At 63.2% G+C, this 23,777-nt stretch carries 22 protein-coding genes; 9 read left to right on the plus strand and 13 right to left on the minus strand.

The window, feature by feature from the left end:
* Positions 1–17 precede the first annotated feature (17 nt).
* Positions 18–1,844, minus strand: a complete 1,827-nt coding sequence (glmS, locus tag JLC71_RS15605; protein WP_200916513.1) for a glutamine--fructose-6-phosphate transaminase (isomerizing) — start codon at positions 1,842–1,844, stop codon at positions 18–20.
* Between the two features lie 219 nt (positions 1,845–2,063).
* Here glmS and JLC71_RS15610 point away from each other — a divergent pair, with 219 nt between their 5' ends.
* Positions 2,064–2,378 (plus strand): hypothetical protein, encoded by a 315-nt coding sequence (locus JLC71_RS15610; RefSeq protein WP_200916514.1) that lies wholly within the window; start codon positions 2,064–2,066, stop codon positions 2,376–2,378.
* A 3-nt stretch (positions 2,379–2,381) separates the two neighbouring features.
* Here the strand turns inward: JLC71_RS15610 and JLC71_RS15615 are convergent, their stop codons facing one another.
* The 5 genes from JLC71_RS15615 to JLC71_RS15635 all read right to left on the minus strand — a co-directional run bounded on the left by JLC71_RS15615 (position 2,382) and on the right by JLC71_RS15635 (position 9,426).
* Positions 2,382–3,917, minus strand: coding sequence for a BCCT family transporter (locus tag JLC71_RS15615; RefSeq protein ID WP_200916515.1), 1,536 nt, complete (start codon positions 3,915–3,917; stop codon positions 2,382–2,384).
* Between the two features lie 119 nt (positions 3,918–4,036).
* Positions 4,037–4,714: an outer membrane lipoprotein gene (locus JLC71_RS15620; protein ID WP_236250920.1), complete on the minus strand. Its 678-nt coding sequence runs from the start codon at positions 4,712–4,714 to the stop codon at positions 4,037–4,039.
* 106 nt (positions 4,715–4,820) lie between these two features.
* Entirely contained in the window at positions 4,821–6,476 is a 1,656-nt protein-coding gene (locus JLC71_RS15625) for a DUF2813 domain-containing protein (protein WP_200916516.1), read from the minus strand.
* 156 nt (positions 6,477–6,632) lie between these two features.
* Positions 6,633–7,613 (minus strand): alpha/beta hydrolase, encoded by a 981-nt coding sequence (locus tag JLC71_RS15630; RefSeq protein ID WP_200916517.1) that lies wholly within the window; start codon positions 7,611–7,613, stop codon positions 6,633–6,635.
* 193 nt (positions 7,614–7,806) lie between these two features.
* Positions 7,807–9,426 (minus strand): methyl-accepting chemotaxis protein, encoded by a 1,620-nt coding sequence (locus tag JLC71_RS15635; RefSeq protein WP_200916518.1) that lies wholly within the window; start codon positions 9,424–9,426, stop codon positions 7,807–7,809.
* 206 nt (positions 9,427–9,632) lie between these two features.
* Here JLC71_RS15635 and JLC71_RS15640 point away from each other — a divergent pair, with 206 nt between their 5' ends.
* Together JLC71_RS15640 and JLC71_RS15645 are read left to right on the plus strand one after the other, a co-directional pair.
* A complete protein-coding gene (locus tag JLC71_RS15640) occupies positions 9,633–10,733 on the plus strand; it encodes an AI-2E family transporter (RefSeq protein WP_200916519.1) in 1,101 nt (366 codons plus the stop codon).
* Positions 10,734–11,100: 367 nt separating this feature from the next.
* The gene (locus JLC71_RS15645) at positions 11,101–11,544 is read left to right on the plus strand and encodes a hypothetical protein (protein WP_200916520.1); all 444 of its coding nucleotides are present in this window, start codon (positions 11,101–11,103) and stop codon (positions 11,542–11,544) included.
* Between the two features lie 330 nt (positions 11,545–11,874).
* Here the strand turns inward: JLC71_RS15645 and gcvA are convergent, their stop codons facing one another.
* Positions 11,875–12,795 carry a transcriptional regulator GcvA gene (gcvA, locus tag JLC71_RS15650; protein WP_200916521.1) on the minus strand — a complete coding sequence of 307 codons (921 nt, stop codon included), beginning with the start codon at positions 12,793–12,795 and terminating at the stop codon, positions 11,875–11,877.
* A 105-nt stretch (positions 12,796–12,900) separates the two neighbouring features.
* On the opposite strand from gcvA, the gene JLC71_RS15655 reads away from it, so the two are divergent.
* Entirely contained in the window at positions 12,901–13,176 is a 276-nt protein-coding gene (locus JLC71_RS15655) for a hypothetical protein (protein WP_200916522.1), read from the plus strand.
* A gap of 70 nt (positions 13,177–13,246) precedes the next feature.
* The gene (locus JLC71_RS15660; RefSeq protein WP_200916523.1) at positions 13,247–13,810 is read left to right on the plus strand and encodes a carbohydrate-binding protein; all 564 of its coding nucleotides are present in this window, start codon (positions 13,247–13,249) and stop codon (positions 13,808–13,810) included.
* 15 nt (positions 13,811–13,825) lie between these two features.
* Here JLC71_RS15660 and JLC71_RS15665 read toward each other — a convergent pair whose 3' ends face one another.
* Together JLC71_RS15665 and JLC71_RS15670 are read right to left on the minus strand one after the other, a co-directional pair.
* Entirely contained in the window at positions 13,826–14,314 is a 489-nt protein-coding gene (locus tag JLC71_RS15665; RefSeq protein WP_200916524.1) for an outer membrane protein assembly factor BamE domain-containing protein, read from the minus strand.
* Between the two features lie 102 nt (positions 14,315–14,416).
* Positions 14,417–17,251: a valine--tRNA ligase gene (locus JLC71_RS15670; RefSeq protein ID WP_200916525.1), complete on the minus strand. Its 2,835-nt coding sequence runs from the start codon at positions 17,249–17,251 to the stop codon at positions 14,417–14,419.
* Positions 17,252–17,443: 192 nt separating this feature from the next.
* Between JLC71_RS15670 and JLC71_RS15675 the strand changes: the two genes are divergently transcribed.
* The 4 genes from JLC71_RS15675 (at position 17,444) to JLC71_RS15690 (ending at position 19,019) form a co-directional block, all read left to right on the plus strand.
* A complete protein-coding gene (locus tag JLC71_RS15675) occupies positions 17,444–17,761 on the plus strand; it encodes an ElaB/YgaM/YqjD family protein (protein ID WP_200916526.1) in 318 nt (105 codons plus the stop codon).
* Positions 17,762–17,838: 77 nt separating this feature from the next.
* Positions 17,839–18,228: a phage holin family protein gene (locus tag JLC71_RS15680; protein ID WP_200916527.1), complete on the plus strand. Its 390-nt coding sequence runs from the start codon at positions 17,839–17,841 to the stop codon at positions 18,226–18,228.
* On the plus strand, positions 18,225–18,530 hold the full coding sequence (locus JLC71_RS15685; protein ID WP_200916528.1) for a hypothetical protein: 306 nt from the start codon (positions 18,225–18,227) through the stop codon (positions 18,528–18,530). Before JLC71_RS15680 ends, JLC71_RS15685 begins: the two co-directional genes overlap by 4 nt.
* Before the next feature lie 48 nt (positions 18,531–18,578).
* On the plus strand, positions 18,579–19,019 hold the full coding sequence (locus JLC71_RS15690) for a GNAT family N-acetyltransferase (RefSeq protein ID WP_200916529.1): 441 nt from the start codon (positions 18,579–18,581) through the stop codon (positions 19,017–19,019).
* 93 nt (positions 19,020–19,112) lie between these two features.
* On the opposite strand, the gene JLC71_RS15695 is transcribed toward JLC71_RS15690, so the two are convergent.
* From JLC71_RS15695 to JLC71_RS15710, 4 genes are all read right to left on the minus strand, one after another.
* A complete protein-coding gene (locus JLC71_RS15695; RefSeq protein ID WP_200916530.1) occupies positions 19,113–20,246 on the minus strand; it encodes an ABC transporter ATP-binding protein in 1,134 nt (377 codons plus the stop codon).
* Positions 20,247–20,410: 164 nt separating this feature from the next.
* The gene (locus JLC71_RS15700) at positions 20,411–21,250 is read right to left on the minus strand and encodes a carbohydrate ABC transporter permease (protein WP_200916531.1); all 840 of its coding nucleotides are present in this window, start codon (positions 21,248–21,250) and stop codon (positions 20,411–20,413) included.
* A 10-nt stretch (positions 21,251–21,260) separates the two neighbouring features.
* Positions 21,261–22,175: a carbohydrate ABC transporter permease gene (locus JLC71_RS15705; RefSeq protein ID WP_200916532.1), complete on the minus strand. Its 915-nt coding sequence runs from the start codon at positions 22,173–22,175 to the stop codon at positions 21,261–21,263.
* Between the two features lie 107 nt (positions 22,176–22,282).
* Positions 22,283–23,533 carry an ABC transporter substrate-binding protein gene (locus JLC71_RS15710; RefSeq protein WP_200916533.1) on the minus strand — a complete coding sequence of 417 codons (1,251 nt, stop codon included), beginning with the start codon at positions 23,531–23,533 and terminating at the stop codon, positions 22,283–22,285.
* Between the last annotated feature and the right edge of the window lie 244 nt (positions 23,534–23,777).

The raw sequence follows: 23,777 nt of genomic DNA on the forward strand, positions 1-23,777 counted from the left end.
CCCGGCCGCGCTGCGCGCTATTCAACCGTTACCGATTTGGCCAGGTTGCGCGGCTTGTCGACATCGGTGCCGCGTTGCAGCGCGGCGTGATAGGCGAGCAACTGCACCGGCACGGCGTGGACGATGGGGCTGAGCACGCCGATATGCCGTGGTGTGCGGATGACGTGGACGCCGTCCGATTCGCTGAAGTGGCTGTCGAGGTCGGCGAATACGAAGAGCTCGCCGCCACGGGCACGCACTTCCTGCATGTTCGACTTCACCTTCTCGAGCAGGCTGTCGTTCGGCGCGATCACCACCACCGGCATGTTCGCGTCGACCAGTGCCAGCGGGCCGTGCTTGAGTTCGCCGGCCGGATAGGCTTCGGCGTGGATGTAGCTGATTTCCTTGAGCTTGAGCGCGCCTTCGAGCGCGATCGGGTAATGCACGCCACGGCCGAGGAAGAGCGCGTGATCCTTGGCGGCGAATTTCTCGGCCCACAGCGTGATCTGCGGCTCGAGGTTCAGTGCGTGCTGCACCGAACCGGGCAGATGGCGCAGCGCCTCGATGTAATCGTGCTCGGCGGCCGCGTCGAGCCGGCCGTGCAGCTTGGCGAGCGTGCCGGCGAGCGCGAACAGCGCGATCAACTGGGTGGTGAAGGCCTTGGTCGAGGCAACGCCGATTTCGGCGCCGGCGCGGGTGAAGAACACCATGTCCGAGGCGCGGGGGATGGCGCTTTCGCGCACATTGCAGATCGACAGCGTCTTGTCGTGGCCGAGCGATCTGGCGTATTTCAGCGCTTCCATCGTATCGAGCGTTTCGCCCGACTGGCTGATGGTGACGAACAGATGGCTGGGGTTGGCCACGGCGCTGCGGTAGCGGTATTCGCTGGCGACTTCGACGCTGCACGGCAGGCCGGCGATCGCCTCGATCCAGTAACGCGCGACCGAGGCGGCGTAGAAGCTGGTGCCGCAGGCGAGGATCTGTACGCCTTCGACCTGCGGCAGCATGGCGGCGGCTTTGGGGCCGAACAGCGACGGCGCGAAACCGGCGTCGAGCAGCGGCTCGATCGTGTCGGCGATCGCCTTCGGCTGCTCGTGGATTTCCTTCTGCATGTAGTGGCTGTACGGGCCGAGTTCGAGCGACGCCAGCGAGACGTCGGACAGGTGCACGTCGCGGCTGATCGCCATGCCATCGCGGTCGAACAGCTCGATGCCGTCGCGGCGGATGCGGGCGACGTCGCCTTCCTCCATGAAGATCACCCGGCGCGTCGCCGACAGCACGGCCGAGACATCCGAGGCGATCAGGTTTTCACCGTCGCCGAGGCCGATCAGCAGCGGGCAGCCCATGCGGGCGACGATCATTTGTTCGGGCTGGTCGCGCGCGATCACGGCGATGGCGTAGGCGCCGGTCAGTTCGCGCGTGGCGTGCTGCACCGCGGCGAGCAGATCGCCCGATTCGCGGTAATGGGCGTGCACCAGATGGGCGATGACCTCGGTATCGGTCTGCGACTCGAACACATAGCCGCGCGCCTTGAGTTCGTCGCGCTTTTCGTCGTGGTTTTCGATGATGCCGTTGTGCACCACGGCGATCAGACCGTCCGACACATGCGGGTGGGCGTTCGGCTCGGTCACGCCGCCGTGGGTGGCCCAGCGGGTGTGGCCGATGCCGAGCGTGCCGCTCAGATGGGCTTCGTTCGTGGCTGTTTCCAGTGCGGCAACACGGCCGACCCGGCGGACGCGACGGATTTCGGTGTCGAGCACGGCAACCCCGGCCGAGTCGTAGCCGCGATACTCAAGCCGAGCCAGACCGGCGATCAGCGCAGGCACCACATTTCGCGACGAGATCGCACCGACAATACCGCACATACACAGCTCCAGAATTTTTGCGTTGCACAAAATCTAGGTGATTCATGTGCCATTGTCTTTACGGCAAAGCCTTTAGGGAAAAACCCGAGCACCGGTTATCGGCCGTGTTCGCCAACCGATGGGTGGCCCGCCGATGCCAACTAGAGTAGGGGGGAGAGGATGAGGCCAAGCTTCGTCCACGCGCCATGGTCAATCCGTCTCGGGGCAGGAGTACGCATTGTGACTACGCAGCTGCTATCGCTCGGGATGTTCGGCGTGCGCCTGTTGGAGCGCATTCTCACCGCGCCTGCCGTCTACCCGCATGAACTCGCCGATGAGCTCGTCGACGAGATCAACTATTACCTGCCGTGCACGCAGGGGCGCGAGCAGCGCGTGCTGTTCCAGCTTGCCTGCGAGCTGCACGAGGCGCTGGACGAGGCGTTTACCCGTGTCGACGATCCGGCATCGCGCCAGAGCACGATAGGCCTCGTCGATGCCTTGCTGAGCCAGAGCCGCGACCAGACCTGCGATACCCTGCCCGGGCGGCGGCCTTAGGTTTTAATCGCCCAGGTGTGGATCGCGCGCCAGCATCGCGTCGACCGCGTGCCGACGGGCCTTTTCCTTGTGCTGGCGTGCGCGGTCGTCGTCGGCCAGTGCCTTGTACAGCGACACGCACAGGCCGACCATGATCAGCGCGAACGGCAGCGCCGAAACGATCGACAGCGTCTGCAGCGCCTTGAGTCCGCCGGTGAACAGCAACACGATCGCCATCGCCGCGATCACCACGCCCCAGACGAGCTTGATCCACGCCGGCGGATCGTGCCGGCCCTGCGTCGACAGCATGCCGAGCACGAGGTTGGCCGAGTCGGCCGAGGTCACAAAGAAACTCACGATCAGCGCCAGCGCCAGCACCGACAGGATGTGGCCGAGCGGCAGTGCGCCGAGCAGCGCGAACAGCGTCTTGGCGTAGTCCTGCTGCTGCACCGCCAGCAGGTTGATGCCTTCCATCAGCTGCTGGTGGATCGCCGTGCCGCCGAAGGCCGAGAACCACAGGAAGCTGACAAGGCTGGGCGCCAGCAGCACACCGACGACGAACTCGCGGATCGTCCGGCCCTTGGAGACGCGGGCGATGAACAGCCCGACGAACGGCGCCCAGGTGATCCACCACGCCCAGTAGAACAGCGTCCAGTCGGCGACCCACGACCCCTTGCTGAACGGCGTCAGCCGCAGGCTCATGAATGAGAGGTTGTTGATGTAGCCGCCGAGCGTGGTGGTGAACGATTCGAAAATGAACAGCGTCGGCCCGAACACGAGCAGCGCGGCCAGCAGCAGCGTGGCGATGCCGATGTTCAGGTTCGACAGCCACTGGATGCCGCGGCCGACGCCCGACAACGACGAGATGATCGCCAGCCCCATCGCGACGACGATGATGATGATGTGCAGCGCATCGGTATCGGGCACGCCGAGCGTGTAGGTCAGGCCGCCGCCGATCTGCAGCGTGCCGAGCCCGAGCGAGGTGACGACGCCGCAGGCGGTGGCGATCACCGCGAGGATGTCGACCAGCTTGCCGAGGCTGCCGTTGACCCGGTCGCCGAACAGCGGCCGGAATGCCTCGGACACCAGCGCCGGCAGCCCGCGGTTGAAGCTGAAGTAGGCGATCGCCAGCCCCATCACGCTGTAGATGGCCCACGGGTGCAGGCCCCAGTGGAAGAAGGTGTAACGGAGCGCGGTGCGCGCGGCGTCGGCGGTCAGCCCTTCGCCCGCAGGCGGCGTGGCAAAGTGCGCCAGCGGCTCGGCGGCGCCCCAGAACACGAGGCCGATGCCCATGCCGGCCGAGAACAGCATCGCAAACCAGCTGATGCGCGAGAACTCGGGCTCGGCGTCGTCGCCGCCGAGGCGGATGCTGCCGAAGCGGCCGAAGGCGAGGTAGAGCGCGAACAGCAGGAAGCCGAATACCGACAGCAGGTAGAACCAGCCAAAGCCGCCGATCGTGCCCGACAGCAGTGCCTGGGTCGTGGCGCTCATGCTGGCCGGCGCGAACGCACCCCAGGCGACAAAACTGAGCGCGATCGCGAGCGAGACGACAAAGACCATGCAAATCTCCCGTGTTCCGTTCTTTTTAGGCTAACACCGGGGGCGGCGACTTCACTACCGCAATTGCAAGTGGTTGCGAAATGCAAAAAAGCCCCCGGATCCGGGGGCTGGGGAGGAGATCAGTTGCCGACCAGCTGGCCACCGGCATCGCGAACCCGGTCGCCAACACCGAACGGGGGCTGTTGCGGATAGCTGAAGCTGCGCTGGCTGCCGTCTTCGAATGACACGACCACATCGTAGTAAGTCGTTTTGCGAACCTGCTTTTCGATGGCATTACCGGCGAGTGCACCACCGATGGCGCCGACGATGGTCGCCGCGGTATTACCGCGACCGTTACCAATCTGATGGCCGATCACGCCACCGGCGATGCCGCCGGCAACGGCGCCGCCGCCGCTGGCTTGGGCTGCTTCTTCGCGAGCCTGCACCGCGACGACACGACCGCAGCTGGCGCAAACCTGCTGTACCGGTCGGGGAGCTGGTCGGGTTTCGACATGCTCGCGTACTGGCGTGGGCGTTGGCTTGGGTTTCGGCTTGGGCGTCGGTTTCGGGGTAGGAACCGGCGTTGGCTCGGGCGTCGGAACCGGCGTGGGTTCCGGTGTCACCATCGGCACCAGCGTGGCCGGTAGCGAAGCGATTGCCGGCTGGCTGGCAACGGTGACAATGGCCGGCGCACTGGCGACCGGCACGGCCGGAGCGCCAACCCAGCCCATCATTTTGGCGATGCCGACGCCAGCGACGAGGATCACGGCGCCAGCGGCGGCCAGATACATCGGATGGGTTTTCTGCTCACTGGACATGCGGATGGTCTCCTGACGGTGTTATGCAACAATCATGCAATAACGGCCAGTCTAGCGTCAGTGAGCTGCCCCACATTACCGGTCGGCACTTTTTACATGACGAAGGCTAGCGCGAGCCGCGTGCATCTTCGTCCAGAGCGAGCTCGGCCAGCGTGTCGAACAGTCGCGCCAGGATTGGCGGAATGCTGGTCTTGCCACGCTGCTCGGCCGCCTCGGCAATGGCCAGTGCCATCCCCGGTTTGGCTTCACGGCGGATGGCACGGTGGATCAGCTCGCCCGGGCCGGGCTGCGGGCCGCGCGTCCAGTGTGCGGCGCGGTGGTAGACGTCGGCAAAACCGTTTTCATACAAATAATGTTCGATGTCGCGTGACGGCAGCACCGTCAGATGGCGGGCCTCGTCGCGGCCGTGCAGCAGCGCGCGGGTTTTGTTGGCGTAAAGCCGGCCGGCGTCGTCGCCGTCGGTGACCAGATGCCAGCGAATGCCGAAGGCATCGGCGAACTTGATCAGCGGTGCCAGCCCGGCCTGGGCGAATTCGACGCTGCGGATGCCGAGCGCGCCAAGGTTGACGCCGTAGCGGCGGGCCAGCTCGGGCAGCAGCCAGAATTCGGTTTCGCCTTCGACCAGCAGCCAGGTGCGCGCGAACAGGCTGTTCGGGCGGTTGGCGCGGACATGAAAGCCGACCTTGCGTGCATCCTGTTTCGACAGTGCGTTGCGACCCATCTGGAACACGAAAACCTTGTCGTCGCCGCGCACCAGCCGGCGCAGGCTGTGATGCGGAAAGCTCGACAGCAGCTCGCCGCTATTGGTCGTTACCAGCTTTTGCACCGGCAGTTGTTCGACCAGCCCCCACAGTTGCACTAGCTGGGTCGGGTGCAGATGCGTTTCCGGGTCTTCGACCAGGAGCAGCGGCATTTCGCCGTCGTCGAGCGCGATACTGCCGCGCGCTTCCAGCAGCGAGCCGAGCAGGAACAGCAGCGCCAGTTGCTGGGTGCTGCTGCCGGCACGGTTGGCGATATCGAGCAGGCTGGCGTGATCGCGGAAGGTGATCGGCGCGGCGGCGATATCCTCGGCCAGCCGCTGTATGGCCGGAACGCGCAAGCGGGCGGCGTGCCGGCACAGCAGTTCACGCATGGCGGCAATGCCCTGTTGCAGTACCTGAGGGCCGACCCGGTGCGGCTGCTGCAACAGGGCTTCGAAGGTGCGCTGGACGACCTCGGCCGGTGCGTCACCGGCATTCAGTTCGACCGGCTGGATATCCTGAGCCGCGGGCACCATCCATTGCGCCAGCTGCATTTCGCGTAGCCGCAGTACCGGATGGCGCGTGATCAGCTCGGCAATCAGCGCCTCGGCGTCGCGGTGGTGGCGGACCTTGCCGCTGGGGCCAAGCAGCTCGCGCCGCACCGAAACACCGTCTTCGTGCCGATGCGCGGCGATACGCAGACTGACGCGGCAGCGGCTTTGGCGGTCGCGCCATGCTAGCGCCGCCAAAGCCGGTGGCAGCGGCTTGGGTTCATCGTCGCCAAAGGTCAGTGTGATTGCCAGCCGGTTGGTCGGCACGCCAGCGGCATCGTGGTGGAAGTCCTCCGGATCGAAACGCGCGCCGGCTGCCGCGCCGGGGCCGAGGCAACGCGCCAGGGCATCGATCAGGCTGGTCTTGCCCCAGTTGTTTTCGCCAAACAGCACGGTGCGGTCGGCATCGAGCGAGAGCGCAATGCGGCTGATGCCGCGAAAATTGTCGATCTGCAAGTGAATGAGGCGCATGCATGACTCCGTGTGCAGCTTCAAGCATGGCGGCGGCGGCCGTTGTCTGCAACCGGCTGAGGACGTAAAAAAGCCCGGCTAAGGCCGGGCTTTGAGCGAGCACTTCATGTTCGAGCTAACTCGACGACCGAGGCGGTGGGTCAAGTCGAGCGAGGGCTACGCCGCGTGGTGCAATTTCCGTACTTGACGAACGCTGGCATCCAGCGCGGTAGGCTCAAGCGTGAGGGGAATGTGGCCGATTTCGGGGAGCAATTGCACTGGCCAGTCCTTGCCTGCGCTGCGAACAATGCTTTCGAGCTTGTTCGTGTAAAAGGCTTCGTCGTCTGTACCCGCCACAATCGCGCATGGCCTATCAACGCTGCGAATGTTCGCTTCGAAGTCGCTCAAAGGCCGGAAGTTCATCGCAAGGTTGAAGCCATACTCCGGAGTGAGAAAGCTTCGTGCTTTGTCGTTTAGAGCGAAACGCGTAACCGGCAGGTGGTTGAACGTGTGAACGCCAAGCGCGTTCAGCATGACAAGACCGACAATCCTGGGTACGCCGACGTTTGCCCACCCGCCGCTGTCAGGGCGCTGATTGGGGGCGTCTTGGCTAATGAATGGCGAAAGCAATAGGTAGCTGTTGAACCGCGACCGATGCTCGCTCGCTGCAAATCGCAGGACAAAGCCGCCGCCTGACGAGAAGCCCGCCAGTGTGGCGGGCGCCGGCGGGTGGACGGCTTGAACGAACGCTTCAAGATCTGATTCAAGCTGACCGATGAAGCCGATCTGACCCTTGATTCCGGATGCGCCGTGTCCGCGGATGTCCAGGGCATAAACCCGGTGGCCCGCCGCTGCCAAGGCTTTCGCCATCGGATGCATGCTGTTGCTGCTAGCGGATGAGCCATGAACCAGCGTGACACTGCCTGTCGACTGCGCGGCAGTGGGGGCGTACTCCCGGTAGGCGAGCAGCTGGCCGTCGGGTGCTTGGAAGGTTGAGATCGGTGGTAGGTCGCTGAAATCGACGGATTTGAATGGGTCGTTGATGCTGCCCATCGGGGCCGGCCGCGACGGTCCGCCGAAAATGATTGCCAAGGCGAGACCAAGAAGCGGAAGGCTGACGGACAGAAGAGCGATGAGCATACGGTGACGGTGATTCATGTGGCCTAAGCATTCAAATGCTTACGGCGTAAGAAATAAATTGCCATTATCACGGTCGGCATCGATCTCGCCAAAAATATATTTGCCGTGATGGCAGGAGGTGAAACGGGCCAGCTGTTTCAATCGCAGGCAAAGGCGGTGGACGTAAAAAAGCCCGGCCAGGCCGGGCTTCAAGAAGAGTAACTGTCTGTTGTTAGAGTTTGAAGCGGCGAATCTGCCCGGCGAGTTGTTCGGATACCGATTTGATCGACTGCGCCGCATCGACGGTGCCGCGTGCGGCCGCCAGCGTGCCGCTGGACGATTGTGCGACCTCGTCGACATCGTTGCGGATCGCGCGGCTGGCGCCAACCTGATCGGCCAGCGTGCGGCCGATGCCGTCGACGACCTGCGCGGTGGCCTCGGTTTCGGCGCGGATGGCCTTGACCGCTTCGCCGCCTTCCTTGGCCTGACGGATGCCTTCTTTCAACTGCTCGACCATGTCGTCCATGCGCATTTTGGCGTTCTGGCTGCTGGTTTGCACCGCGCTGATGGTGTTGCCGATTTCTTGCGTGGCGGTGCTGGTGCGTTCGGCCAGCTTGCGCACTTCGTCTGCGACCACGGCAAAGCCACGGCCTTGCTCACCGGCGCGGGCGGCTTCGATCGCCGCGTTCAGCGCCAGCAGATTGGTCTGGTCGGCAACGTCGCGAATCACCGCGATCACCGCCGAAATGCTGCCGACGCGCGTTGCCAGTTCGTCGATGCTGGTCTGGGTGTCGCCGACCGATTGTTCGGTTTCGCTCAGCCGCGCCACGGCGGCCGAAATCACCTGCTGGCCCTTGGCCGAGATGCCGGTGGCCGATTCGCTCTGGCGGCGCGCGGTATCGGCTTCGGTTTCGGCGCTCTGCGTCTGTTCGGCAAAACGTTCGGCGGTCTGGGCGATGCGCCGGGCTGCCTCGCCCTGGGCCTCAACCAGACGGTTGCTGCCCTCGGCCTTGCCGACGATGTCGTCGCTGGTCCGGTGCAGCGTACCGACGGCCGATTGCAGCTCCAGCATCACGCCGCGCAGTGCATCGCGCATTTTCAATACCGAGCCATAAATACTGTTCGGCGCGATATTGCGGCCGTTCTGGCCGGTGGCGAGGTCGCCGTCGGCAACGCCTTGCACCAGTTTGAGCACTTCGCCGGGTTCGCCACCCAGATCGCGCAACAGTTTCGCTACTGCCGAGAGCATCAGTGCCGCGACGAGACCGGCGACGATCAGACACACGACCACCTGCCAGCGGGCGCTCGCCCAGAAGCGGGTATCGGCTTCGCCCGAACTGACGCCAGTGCCGACGATCCAGTGCCAGCGCGGCGTGCGCTGGGCCACCGAGACCAGATCGACCACGGTGCCTTCGCGCTCGCTGGTCCACGGGTATTCGGTCAGTGCGCCGCCGGATTTCTGCAGCGCCGCCTGCGCGATGGCGCCGACACTCTTGCCTTGCGCATCCTTGAATTCGTTGAAACTGGTGCCGTGCAATTGGGGGTCGAGCGGCGCAGCGATGAAGGTGAGCTTGTCGTCGGTTACGTAAACGTACTCGGATTTGTGGTATTTGTTCTCGCGCAGGATCTGGCTTGCCAGCGCCTTGGCGTCGTCGTCGCTGATACGGCCGCTTGCGGCCGCGTTCTCAAGCTGGGCGATCGTGCTGTAGGTGCTCTTCATCAGCTGTTCGATGCGAGCGCGGTTGTCGAGATTGGCGGCATGACGCATGGTGAACAGGCCGGCGAGCGTGACGCCGAGCAGGGCAACCAGCACCAAAGCTGACAGACTCCAGGCTTTTAGACGCAAAGACATAGAAACTCCGTTTAAAACGACGAGAACGCTGTAAGCATACAGTGAAATAAATCAGTAAAGTCTTATTTAGGTCAAACACAGATGCTCCGGCGTAAGTGCCGTGGTTGCGGTACAACACCGGTACTGCCACGACGCAATCGAATGCAAGAAACAAACATGATTGTTCGGTTGCCTGCTGAGTCATCAAGCGCATCACAAGGGATTGTATGAAAAGAACAAATCAATGGGTCGAGCCGGCCATCGCCACCTGCGCCGTGGTGCTGCTGCTGGCGCTGTCGTATCAGATCCTCGCCCCCTTCATTGCTGCCCTCGCCTGGGCCGGTATTCTGGTCTACGCAAGCTGGAAGCCTTACGAAAAACTTTCAAAATTGATGCGTGGTAACCGGCTGCTGCCGGCGCTGCTGTTGCTCGGCATCTTCGCGCTGGTGATCGTGCTGCCGCTGGTGATCGCCGGGATAGAGCTGTCGGCGAATATCGACGGCATTTCGCACTGGTTACAGGTGCATATCGAAGCTGGTCTGCCGCCGCTGCCGCATTGGCTGATGACCGCGCCCGGAGTGGGGCCGAAGATCGCCGAGTTCTGGAGCGGCCTGTCGCAGGGCGACCCCGAGGTGATTAACCGGCTGAAGGACTGGATGAAGCCGCTCGGTGGCATGCTCTTGCTGTTCGGCAAGGCGATCGGCAGCGGGCTGATGCTGATGCTGATGAGCCTGGCGTTCGCGTTCTTCTTCTACGTCGGCGGCCACGAGATCGTCCGCTGGTTCATCCGCGTACTGAACCGGATCGGCGGCAAGCGCGCCGAGGAGCTGCTGATGATCGCCGCCGGCACCGTGCGCGGCGTCGTCTACGGCTTCATCGGCACCGCGCTGGTGCAGGGCGCGCTGGCGTGGTTCGGCTACTGGCTGGTCGGCGTCGAGAACGCCGCGGCCTTCGGTCTGGTCAGCTGCTTCTTGTCGCTGATCCCGGGCGGCCCGAGCCTGCTGGGCCTGCCGGTGGCGTTCTGGCTGTACCAGCAGGGCGATACCGGCTGGGCGGTGTTCCTCGGTATCTGGATGGTCGCGGTGGTCAGCATGGCCGACAACGTCGTCAAACCGCTGTTCATCGGCAAGGAAAGCAATCTGCCCTTCGTGCTGATCCTCGTCGGCGTGCTCGGCGGCGCGCTGGCCTGGGGCGTGCTCGGTGTCTTCCTCGGCCCGACCTTGCTGGCGGTCAGCTATGCCTTATTGCACAACTGGGCGGCAAGGCAGATCGAGGAAGATGATGCGGAGCAAGTGGCGGCGCCCAAGGCCCCCGAATCGACCTCGTAGAAGCCGTACACGATCGTCGCGCATGGCGCTCAGCGCTGCACTGCAGGATCGTGAACGGGCTCTGAAACAAGCGTGATGCACCGTATGTTGCCGCCTGGCCGTGGCAACGTATGGTGCGATCCGGCGATCGCGTCGGATGGACGAGGTCGAGCCCGATCAGCAGCTCGGTGAATTCGATCGCTTCGCGCGTGATGGGCCGCATCATGGTTTAAAGCTCGCTTTTGAGCGCCAGATTGGCGATTTTGGCGTCGCCAGGCTGCAACCACTGATCGGCGTTATCGCTAGCCGGGGCTTACAGATGCAAGGCCGGGCTTTATGGTGGAGTGAACAGGGCCAGCGCAGCTGGTCTGTTTCAAAGGAGGCATCCATGAAGCCGCTCAATCACATCGTGACCGCCTTGCTTGCCGGTTGCCTGGCCACCGCATGGGCTGCGGATGACCGTGGCTCAAGCAGTCGTGAAACCGAGGCAAGGGGACGTGCCGCCGAAGGCGAGCTGCCGCGCGGCGCCGATAGCGCGCACGACGCGACCGACGACAAGGGCGGCCGGGTCGCTGGCACACGCAATGGTGCCGACGATGGCGCCAGCCATGATGCAGGTGACGACCATGGTGGTCGTCAGACCCGGGGGCGTGGCGCTGACGACGGTGCGCAGCAGGGAAGAGCAGATAACCACGGCGGCCGCAGTGGAAGTAGTGCGACTAGCGGTAGCAGCAGTAGTAGTGCCAGCAGTGGCAGTAGCGGTAGCAAAGGCGGAGGCAAAGGGGGTGATGACGGTGGCGGCGGACGTAGCGGCAGCGGCAAGGGACGTTAAGTGCGCTTGCGGCGGGAGCTGCGTGACCGATCACCGTATTCCTTGTCATCGACGGTAGTCGTTTTCCGCCGATTCCTTAACCCCGTTCTCCACGACGCCGACGACCAGTAGTGCTAACCAGTAAGTAGAAAACGGCTGGCCAAGGATTGAAGCGATCATCAAAAACAGGCACCGAAGTGCCTGTTTTTTTGACTGTTGCAGTGCGTGTGGCGGTCTACTTCGGCTTTGCCAGTTGCTGTTGTAGCTTCGCCAGCTTGTCGGCCAGCTCGGCGATCTGCGCGCGATCCTTCTCGACCAGATCGAGCCCGGTCAGCCGCTTGTGGCTGCCGATCACGGCTTGTCCTCGTAGGCAAAACCCGACGTCGCGGCCTCGCCGCGCAGCCAGTCGACAAAGGTCGCCACGGCGGGGCGGTAAGGCGGCGGCGATGGTGTGATCAGCCAGTAGGCGCCGGGCATCGGCAGCGTGGTTGGAAATACCTGCACCAGCCGGCCTGCGGCCAGATCATCGTGAACCAGTACTTCACGCGCAAGGGCGATGCCCTGACAATCAAGCACCGCCTGTATCAGCAGTCCGGAGTCGGTGAAGACCAGCCCGTTCTGCGGCTCGGGCCAATCCAGTCCGGCCTTGGCAAACCAGTGGCGCCACGGTTCGATCGATGAGCGCAGCAGTGGCCAGCGTGCCAGATCGGCCGGTTGTTGCGGCAGGCCGCCGGGCAGCTGCGGGCTGGCGACGACGACGAAGGCATCGCGCATCAGCGGTTCGCAATGGACGCCGGGCCAGCCGCCGGGGCCGACGCGCAGGCCGAGATCAATGCCCTCGGCGACCAGATCCTCGCGCACCTGGGTCGAGCGGATCCAGATTTCGATGTCTGGATGTTGGTCGATGAAACGACCCAGGCGGGTGGTCAGCCATTTGGCGGCGAACGACGGCAGGCAGGTCAGCACCACGCGCGGCCGGCCGTGCTCCTGAGCGATGGCGGCGATGGTGTCGCCGATCTGGCACAGGCTGGCGTTGAGCGTTGCCGCCAGTCGCCGACCTTCGGCAGTCAGCTTGACGCCGCGACCGTCGCGCGCGAACAGCGCGAAGCCCAGCGTCTCTTCGAGCGCGCGGATCTGGTGGCTGACCGCGCCGTGGGTCACGAACAGTTCGTCAGCGGCGCGGCCGAAGTGGCCGTGGCGCGCCGCGGCCTCGAAAGCGCGCAACGCCGGTAGCGACGGCAGCTTGCCCGGTGATTTCAATGGCGAATCCATTTCACTAATTCGGCGAGAAGTGATCGTTTGTGGCGGACGGTATTGCTGCCGAGAATGCTGGCATGACGATCGAATCGGCGCAAGCGGCGCCGGGGAAGGCACACCATGCTGGGCGAACTCGAATACCGGAGACTCGGGCGCGGAGAGGTGATCCGCATTCATGTATCGGAACTGGCCATTACGTCGGGCTTCGTCTGGGTGACCGACGACAAGGGGCAGGAGCTGTTGTTGACGGCCGGTGATCGCCTGCCCGGCGGCGACTGGCTGGTCGAAGCGCTGCAGCCGTCGCGCATCCACTGGCAGCCGCGCGGCTGGCGCATCGCGCTGCGGGATGCGATGAACCGCCTGCGCCGTCCGGCCGCCGCCGAGGCCGCGCGTTAAGTGGTTCACAGCGTCCGGCGCCTTGTGCTGGCACGATGCCCCCATTGCGATGCAAGGGGGAGACGGGCTTATGCAACGATCGATCATCAACGGGGTGCTGGCGCTGCTGCTGGCCGGCAGCGCGGCGCTGGCGAGTGCGCAAAGCTGGCGCGAGGGACGCCATTACTCGCCGGGCGACGTCGTCAGCTATCAGGGAAGGCAATACCGGGCGATGCAGGGCCACGACGCGCACCGCGGGTCGAACTGGAATCCGCGCGACGCGGCATCGTTGTGGCAGCCGCTAGGCGGTCGGCACGACGACGGCCACTATCGTCCGAAACCGCATCATGACGACGGGCAGTACCGCCCGGATCCGCGCTACGACGATGGCCAGTATCGCCCCGACCCGCGTTACGACGACGGCCGCTGGCGGCCCGACGTGCGCAACGATGACTGGCGCCGCCGTCACTGGCAGGAAAGTGGCCGCCGCCGTCCCGACGGCTGGCGCGACGGCCACCGTTATGGCGGCGGAGACTGGGTCTGGTATCACGGCCGGGCGTACGAGGCGCGCCGGCCGGTCACCGAGGCGGAAATCCGCATGAACCCGCTGCAACTGCCGGGCTTGTGGCTCGACATCAGCGCGACGCTGCGCTGACGTCGGCCATGCGGCTTACTGGTAGCCGTCTTCCTTGGTGTCGACGGTGATGCGCAGCAGCTTGCCGCTGGTGCCGGTGACGCCGCCGCCGACGAAGGTCAGCCGGCCTTCCTTCTTGTAGTAGGTCTCGAAGCGGTAGGCGTCCTTGCCGAAATAGAACGGCACCCAGGCCTTGCCGGTGGTGTAGGTCTTGGTATCGCTCGGGTTGCCGATCAGGTCTTCGACCTGGCGTTGCGACATGCCGATCTGCAGCTTGGCGAACTTGCTCTTCTTCGCCGGCGTGCCGACGATCTCGCCCTCGAACGTGCCGTCCTTGGACATCACCTTGCGACCGCCCGGGGTCGGCGCGTCGGCTTGCTGCTGTGCGGCCGCCTTGCCGTTGGCTCCCGTGGTCTTGCCACCGTTCGATGCGGGCGTCGACGACGCGGTGGTGCCGGACTGGTTGGCGCAGGCGGCCAGCAGCAGGGCGGTGGCAAGCAGGGCAAGGCGGGGGCGGTGAAACATCTCGGTCTCCGGAACAAAGTGGCTGCCACATTCGCGTCAGCCTGAAAACAAAAACAGGCTGCAGAAGCAGCCTGTTTTCACATCAACAAAGCGTTACAAATCTTACTTGAGCTTTGCGATTTGCTGTTGAAGTTTCGACAGTTTGTCGGCCAGCTCGGCGATCTGCGCGCGATCCTTCTCGACCAGATGCGCCGGCGCCTTGTCGATGTAGCCGGGCTTTTCGAGCTTGGCGGTCATCTTGGCGAGGCCTTCCTCGGTCTTGGCGATCTCCTTGCTCAGCCGCGCGGTTTCGGCTGCCTTGTCGACTTCGACCTTGAGCATCAGCCGCGTGGTGCCGGCGACGGCGACCGGTGCGTCATCCTCGGGCAGCTTGGCCACGACCTGGACGTCGGACAGCTTGGCTAGCGACTTCAGGTAATCACCAAAGCGCGCCAGCGAGGCGTCGCCTTCGATGAACATCGGCACCTTGGTCGACGGCGGCAGGCCCATTTCGCCGCGCAGATTGCGCGCGGCAAAGGCGATCGCCTTCAGTTCCTCGACGTCGGCGTAGGCCGCGGCGTCGATCTTGCTTTCGTCGGCGATCGGCCATGCGGCGATCATCAGCGATTCGGTGTCCTTCTTGCCGGCGAGCGGCGCGACGACCTGCCACAACTCTTCGGTAATGAAAGGCATGATCGGGTGCGCCATGCGCAGGATCACTTCGAGCACGCGGATCAGCGTGCGGCGGGTGGCGCGCTGTTGTGCCTCGCTACCTGTTTGCGCCGAGACCTTGGCGAGCTCGATATACCAGTCGCAATACTCGTTCCAGACGAACTCGTAGATCGCTTGTGCGGCAAGGTCGAAACGGAAGGTATCGAGTGCCAGCGTCACCGACTTCTCGGCTTCCTGCAGCTTGCCAATAATCCACTTGTCGGCGAACGAGTAATCCAGTTCGGCGCCGTCGGTCAGACCGCAATCCTTGCCTTCGACGTTCATCAGCACGAAGCGCGTGGCGTTCCACAGCTTGTTGCAGAAGTTGCGGTAACCCTCGCAACGCTTCTGGTCGAAGTTGATCGAGCGGCCCAGCGACGCCAGCGACGCGAAGGTAAAGCGCAGCGCATCGACGCCGTAGGCCGGAATGCCGTCGGGGAATTCCTTCTCGGTCTTCTTGGCGACTTGCGGCGCTTTTTCCGGCCGGCGCAGGCCGGTGGTGCGTTTTTCCAGCAGCGGTTCGAGCGCGATGCCGTCGATCAGGTCGACCGGGTCGAGCACATTGCCTTCGGACTTGGACATCTTCTTGCCCTCGCCGTCGCGCACCAGACCGTGCACGTAGACGTGGCTGAACGGCACCTTGCCGGTGAAGTGCTTGGTCATCATGATCATCCGGGCGACCCAGAAGAAAATGATGTCGTAACCGGTGACCAGCACGCTGGACGGCAGGAAAGCCTTCAGCTCGTTGGTGTCGTTCGGCCAGCCGAGGCTGGAGAACGGCACCAAGGCCGACGAGAACCAGGTGTCGAGCACGTCGTTGTCGCGGGTCAGCGGCTTGCCACCCGATTGCTTCAGCGCCTCTTCCTCGGTGCGTGCGACGTAGACCTTGCCCTCGGCGTCGTACCACGCCGGAATCTGGTGGCCCCACCACAGCTGGCGGCTGATGCACCAGTCCTGGATGTTCTTCAGCCACGCGTTATAGGTATTCACCCAGTCGCCCGGCACGAACTGCACTTCGCCGTTTTCGACGACTTCGAGCGCTTTTTCGGTGATGCTCTGGCCGGTTTCGTCCTGCTTGCTCATCGCCACAAACCACTGATCGGTCAGCATCGGTTCGATCACCGAACCGGTACGGTCGCCGCGCGGCACCATCAGCTTGTGTTTCTTGGCCTCTACGAGGAAGCCGCCGGCTTCGAGGTCGGCCAGCATTGCCTTGCGTGCATCGCGGGTCGACAGGCCGGCGTAGGCGGCCGGCAGTTCGATGCCGTCGTGCGCCGAGCCGTCAAAACCGAACACCTGCGCCTGCGGCAGGATGGTCGCGGTCAGGCTCATTACGTTGATCAGCTGGGTGTCGTGGCGCTTGCCGACCTGATAGTCGTTGAAGTCGTGCGCCGGGGTGATCTTGACGAAGCCGGTGCCGAAAGCCGCATCGACGTATTCGTCGGCGATCACCGGAATCTGCCGGCCGGTCAGCGGCAGCTCGAGCTGCTTGCCCAGCAGATGCTGGTAGCGCTCGTCTTCCGGGTTGATCGCGACGGCGACGTCGCCGAGCAGCGTTTCCGGCCGCGTCGTCGCGACGGTGACGAACTCGTCGCTACCGACGACGGGATAGTTGATGTGCCACATGTGGCCATCTTCTTCCTCGCTCACTACCTCGAGATCGGAGACGGCGGTGCCGAGCACCGGATCCCAGTTCACCAGACGCTTGCCGCGGTAGATCAGCCCCTGCTCGAACAGGCGCACGAACACTTCGGTCACCGTGCCCGACATCTTGTCGTCCATGGTGAAGTATTCGCGGCCCCAGTCGACCGACGCGCCCATGCGGCGCATCTGGCCGGTAATGATGTCGCCCGACTGTTTCTTCCAGTCCCAGACCTTCTCGATGAAGGCCGGGCGGCCGAGGTCGTGGCGGCTCACGCCCTGGGCATCAAGCTGGCGTTCGACGACGATCTGCGTCGCGATGCCGGCGTGGTCGGTGCCCGGCAGCCACAGCGTGTTGTCGCCGCGCATCCGGTGGTAGCGGGTCAGGCCGTCCATGATGGTCTGGTTGAACGCATGGCCCATGTGCAGCGTGCCGGTGACGTTCGGCGGCGGCAGCTGGATGCAGAACGATGGCGCGGCCATGTCCATGCTCGGGCTGAAGTAGTTCGCGCTTTCCCAACGCGGGTACCAGCTTGCCTCGATGGCGGCGGGTTCAAAGCTTTTGGCAAGCTGTTCGAGGGCGGTGGGTTCGGTAGCAGAGCTCATGGGTGGGCGGCTAGGCAATCAGTTGAATTGCCGGCAATTATACAGAGTCACCGGAGTCGCTGCGGCGCGGCTTGCAGCTTGGCGTTCCGTTGGTTTTGCCGGTAATCGTACCGATTGGGATTTCCCAAGGGGTAAGCCACAATGATAAAAGAGTAATTGTCTTGTTTGTCACCCCCTCAGGAGGTAATGCCCATGTCCAGTAATGGTGAAGCGAAACTGAATCAGGAAGTCTTGCTCGACGATCTGCGTAATGTGCTGGCCGAAACCGAGTCGATGCTCAAGGAGGTCGCCGGCGATGGCTCGGAGCAAGGCCGCGCGCTGCGTGAAAAGATCGCTGCCAACCTGTCGACCGCCAAGCAAAAGCTCGTTGAAACCGAACGCCTCGTGGCCGACAAGGCCAAGGTCGCCGCCAAGGCCACCGACACCTATGTGCACGAGAACCCGTGGACCGCAATCGGTGCGGCCGCCGGCGTGGCCTTCGTGCTGGGTTTGCTGATCTCGCGTCGTTAAATCGAACCCGCCGGCTTGCCTGCAGGCCGGCGTTTCGGGCATCGTGCCCGTCCCTAATCTGAGCCCGTGTCCAATACATGAGCGAAACCGAATCGGCTGGCAACCACGCCAGTCACCCCAATGTGCTTAAACGCTTGGCCGGTAGCGCGCTGGGTCTGCTGCATGCCCATCTGGGCATCCTGTCGATCGAAATCGAGGAAGCGCGCGAGCGGTTGCTGAAGACGCTGGTGCTCGGCATTCTCGGCGCCGGTCTGCTGCTGCTGGCACTGCTCGCGATCACGCTCGGTGCCATCCTGCTGGTGCCGGAGCCGTGGCGTATCTACACGGTGATTTCGCTGGTGCTGGCCTTCCTGCTGCTCGGCGCCGGCTGCCTGTGGTACGCGTGGAACGGCGTGCGTCATGCCAAGACGCCGTTCGCGCTGACAATCGAAGAGCTGCGCCGTGACAAGGAGCACTTTCTGCGATGAGTGATCCACGTCTGTCGGGGCGCGAGGCCCGCAAACAATTGCTGCAGCTCGAAGCCGAAACGCACCGGCTGCAAATCGCCGTATGCCTGACCGAAATCCGCGCGCCGCTGGCGCAGGGCAAGCGCGGGCTGTTGTGGCTGTCGATCCTGAAAAAGCTGCAGGGCAACGCCGGCGTGCTGATACTGGCGAGCAAGCTGTTCTCGAAGAAGTATCGCGTTCGCGGCATCGCGCAGATGCTGCCGGTGGCACTGGCCGCTTGGAAGGTGGCGCTGCTGCTGCGACGTTTGTTCAAGCGCAGTTAGCAGGTGCGCGTGGGCGATTCAGTACTACCGGTGCGCATTCGACGGGCGATGCCGGAAGACGCCGAAGGCATTCAGGGCTTGTACGCCGAGCTGGTCGGCAGTGCCGAGATCGCTGTCCAGCCCGAGCGGATTGCGCATATTGCCGGTGATGCCAATACCGCGCTCTTTGTTGCCGAAATTCAGGCACGCATTTGCGGCACCGCCTTGGTATCCCTGTGCAACGACGTCATGTTCAAGTCGCAACCGTTCGCGGTTGTTGAAAATGTGGTTGTCACTGCGGCCAGTCGAAGTGTCGGGGTTGGCCGTTTGCTGTTTGCCCATATCGAGGCGTTCTGCCTGGCTGCTGACTGTTCCAAGATCATGTTGCTGAGTTCTGCTGAACGAGCGGACGCGCACCGATTTTTTGAGCGTGCCGGTTTCACTGGGTCGACGAAACGCGGCTTCGTGAAATATCGGCGCCATTTTTCCGCGTCGCCGAATCAGCCGTAGCAGCGTTTTGTTGAGCTGGTGGTTAACCGGCTCTTGGAACCGAATGAAAAAAGCGCGGCCGAAGCCGCGCTTTTTTCATTCGGAGACGGTGAATCAGGCCGCCGCGCGGTGCCTTGCCGCAACCATATTCCCCGGCTTCAAGCGGCGCAGCGCCAGGCCGTCGCGGTTGAACACGTGAAATGCCGCGGCGGGGGCCGACAGCTCGATCTTGTCGCCGATATGCACGGCGCGCTCGCCGTCGCCGCGCACGACCACGTCCTGGCCGTTTTCCAGCGTCAAATACAGGTAGTTGGCTTCGCCAAGGTGTTCGACCAGATTCACCGTACCGCGGAAGCATTCGCTGCCGGCGTCGCCTTCCCACAGGTGCTCGGAGCGGATGCCGACGCTGACCTTGTCGCCGACGGCGACGCCGCTGTCATCGACTTCGGTGCGGATGATCTGCTCGCCGGCGACCTTGACCGACACGCCGGTGGCGCCGGCTTCGGTAACGATGCCTTCGAGCAAATTCATTTTCGGCGAGCCGATGAAGGTCGCGACGAACAGGTTGGCCGGCTGCTGGTACAGCTCGAGCGGGCTGCCGGCCTGCTGGATGTGGCCGTCGTGCATCACGACGATCTTGTCGCCGAGCGTCATCGCTTCGACCTGATCGTGGGTCACGTAGACGATGGTCGCGGCCAGATCCTTGTGCAGCTTGGCGATCTCGAGCCGGGTCTGCACGCGCAGCGCGGCGTCGAGGTTCGAGAGCGGTTCGTCGAACAGGAAGAGCTTGGGTTTGCGCACGATGGCGCGACCGATCGCGACGCGCTGGCGCTGGCCGCCCGAGAGCTCGCGCGGCAGCCGTTCGAGCAGATGGTCGATCTTGAGGATGCCGGCCGCGTTGCGGATGCGCGCGTCGATTTCGTCCTTTTTCGCGCCGGCGAGCTTCAGCCCGAACGCCATGTTCTTATAGACGTTCATGTGCGGGTAGAGCGCGTAGCTCTGGAACACCATGGCGATACCGCGTTCGGCCGGCGGCAGTTCGTTGACGCGGGCGTGGTCGATTTCCAGATCGCCGCCGCTGATCGATTCAAGGCCGGAGAGCATGCGCAGCAGCGTCGATTTGCCGCAGCCCGACGGGCCGACCAGCACGACGAACTCGCCGTCGTTGATGTCAAGGTTGATGCCGGACAGCACGTTCTGCTTGCCGTCGTAGGATTTGGTCAGGTTCTTCAGTGCAACTTGGGACATTGGAGTTCACTCCGAATTCTTGGATCAAATAAGCGTGAGATGTCGAGTCGCCGTCGCGAGCCGGGGCAGGGCAAGGCGGCCGCAGCGCACGCAATGGGCAAGAGCCCGAAAGCCGTGCGAGCAGCGCCCACCGCAGCCATGCACCGGCGCAGCAGGCGAGGCGATCATTTCACTGCGCCCGCGGTGATGCCGCGGATCAGCTGACGCGAGGCGAACACGTACATCACCAGTACAGGCAGCACGGCGAGCGAGAGCGAGGCGAGCACGGCGTTCCAGTCGGTGACGTACTGGCCGATGAACTGCTGCACGCCGAGGGTGACGGTCTGGGTTTCTTCGCCGGGGGCGAGGATCAGCGGGAACCACAGGTCGTTCCAGATCGGCACCATCGTGAACACCGCCACGGTGGCGACCGCGGGCCGGATCAGCGGCAGGATGATCTGGAAGAAGATCTTGAATTCGCCGACGCCGTCGCAGCGCGCCGCTTCCTTCAGTTCCTTAGGCACCTGCTGGATGAACTCGCCGAGGATCATGATCGCCAGCGGCAGGCCCTGCGCCACATAAACGAGGATCAGCGCGGTCAGCGTGTTGGTCAGGTCGAGTTTGACGATCAGTTCCAGGATCGACACGGTGCCAAGGCGGATCGGCACCATGATGCCGAAGGCCATGTAGATCGCCAGTAGCTTGCTGCCGCGGAACTTGTATTCCGACAGCGCCCATGCCGCCATCGCGCCGAGCACCAGAATCAGCACCAGCGACACCAGCGTGACGGTGAGGCTGTTGCTGAAAAAGTGGATGAACGGCGACTTGGCGAGCACCTTCTCGAAGCCGATCAGCGACCAGGTTTCCATGGTCGGCAGCGACAAGGGCGAGTCGAAGATGCCGTCCTTGCTCTTCACCGAGTTGATGATGACCAGAAGGATGGGGAACAGCGCCAGCAGCGTGTAGCCGCCGAGCACCAGATGGGTGAAACCGGTGCCGGCCGCGCGGGTGACTTTGTGTTTCATGGCGGGCTCCTTAGAAACTGAACCGTTGCAGCTTGCGCTGGATGAAGTAGAAGTAGACGCCGACGCCGGAGAGGATGATCAGGAACATCGTCGTTGCCACCGCCGCGCCCATGGTCGGGCTGCCGATCTGGCTCTGGTAGCCGAAGAAGGTGCGGTAGAAGAAGGTGCCGAGCAGATCGGTGCTGTAGTTCGGCCCGGCGATCGCGCCCTTGACCGCGTAAACCAGATCGAAGGCGTTGAAGTTGCCGACAAAGGTCAGGATGGTCACGAGGCCCAACGTCGGCAGGATCAGCGGCAGGCGGATCGTCCAGAAGATGTGCCACGAGCTGGCGCCTTCGATGCGCGCGGCGTCGATGATTTCATCGGGAATCGCGATCAGCGACGCGTAGAGCAGCATCATCGGCACGCCGACGAACTGCCACACCGAGATCAAGGACAGCGTGATCAGCGCGGTGGCTTCGTCACCGAGCCAGGGGTGGAAGTAATCGGCCAGACCGACGAAACCCAGCAGCTTTTCCGAAACGCCCCACAGCGGCGAGAGGATCAACTGCCAGATGAAACCGATGATCACCACCGACAACAACGTCGGCAGGAAGATCAGCGTCTGGTAGGCCTTGGCACCACGCACGCCGTGCATCGACAGCAGCGCGGCAAGCAGCAGCGCGATCGGGTTCTGCACGAACATGACGATCAGGAAGAACTTGAAGTTGTTCGACATCGCGTTCCAGAACGCGGCCGACCAATCCGGATCGGTCAGGAGCTTGATGTAATTGGCCAGGCCGACGAAGGTCTGCTGACCGCTGTCGTGCGTGGTGAAGAACCCCAGCCTGAGCGTATCCAGCAGCGGCAGCGCGCTGAACGCGGTGTAGATCAGGAAGGCGGGGGCGAGAAAAACGGCGATATGCCAGGGAAAGGCGCGTTTCATGGCCTTACTCCGAAAAAACAGGCAAAAAAATGGCCGGCGGCAAGGTCATGGCTAGACCTTGGGCCGGCCCAACAGCTACACAGTCGAATTACAGAGGAAGAACGGTGTTACTTCTGTTGCGGCTTGTACCACTTGGCGAAGTCGCTCTGGATCTTCGCAGCAGCGTCCTTGGGCGACATCTTGCCGTTCAGATCCTGGCTGCTGACGTTCCACAGGCCGTTTTCCATGTTCGGTTCGCCACGGTTCATGATTTGCGCGTTCAGGCGGATCGTCGACGCGCAGCTCTTGCGCCAGTCGAGCATCTGCTTGGCGACCGGGTCTTTCACCGAGATCAGGTGGTTCGACAGCGAGTAGAAGCCGGTGACCTTGTTGGTGTACAGATCGGCGAATTCTTGCGAACCGAGCCAGGTCAGGAATTTGTAGGCATCTTCCTTGTTCTTGGACTTCGGGTTCACGCCCATGCCCAGGTCCGGATGATCCGAGATGTAGCACTTGTCGCCGGCCTTAGGCACAGGCGGCGGGAAGGCGCCGAACTCGAACTTGGCGTTCTGGTTGTAGTAGGAGATATCCCACGAGCCGACCGGTACCACGGCAGCCTTGCCCGAGGCGAACAGGTTCTGCGTGTCGGCGTAGGTTTGTGCCGAGTAACCCTTGGCCAGATACGGGCCCCACTTGCTCATTTCGTCCCACACGGCGACGAACTGCGGATCGGTGAACTTGGCCTTGCCGGCGATCAGCGCCTTGCGGCCTTCTTCGCCCTTCCAGTACGGCGCACCGATCGAGGTGAAGACGATCTGGTTGGCTTCCCACTGATCGGCGGTACCCAGTGCCATCGGCACCTTGCCGGCCTTCTTGGCGGCTTCCAGCACCTTGTGCAGTTCGGCCGTGGTCTTCGGCGGTTGCAGGTTCAGTTCCTGGAAAATCTTCTTGTTGTACAAGAAGCCGTGCATCACCGCGCCCATCGGCATGCAGAATGCATTCTTGCCGTCGTCGGTTTCCCACGCCACCTTGGCCGACTCGGGGAAGTTCTGCATGCCCGATTTGCCGTTCAGGTTTTCGAGGTAGCCCTTCTTGAAGAGGTCGAGCGACTTGTCGAACGGACGGCAGGTGATCAGGTCACCCGCGGTGCCGCCGGTCAGGCGCGTCTGCAGGCTGGAGTCGTATTCGGTCGGCGCGGTCGGCGCGAACTTGACCTTCACGTCCGGGTGCTTCTTGTTGAACGCCGGCAGCAGGACGTCTTCCCACAGTGCCTTGTCGTCGGTACGCCACGATTCGATGGTCAGGTTGCCGGCTTGTGCTGCGCCAGCTGCGAGCAGTGCGGCACAGAGTGCGGTGCGGATGAAGCGGTTGCCTTGCATGTATCGACCTCCTCAGGTCAGGGGGTGGTGCCCATATCTGTTATGAGGCCGGCTTGGTGCCGACCGTGGACGCACAGTAGCATCGGCGTTTTTGTGACATGTAGTCGCTGTTTCAATACAACGACTAATCGACATAAGTCATTGAATAAAAAAGAATTTGTGTTTTATTGCTCATGGCTTCGTATTACGTTTCTTTACATTGAATGTGACCTGTTTCGGTCCGGGGCCATATTTCGCGCATCAT

It is taken from the genome of Jeongeupia sp. HS-3 (assembly GCF_015140455.1).
Classification (GTDB): Bacteria; Pseudomonadota; Gammaproteobacteria; order Burkholderiales; family Chitinibacteraceae; genus Jeongeupia.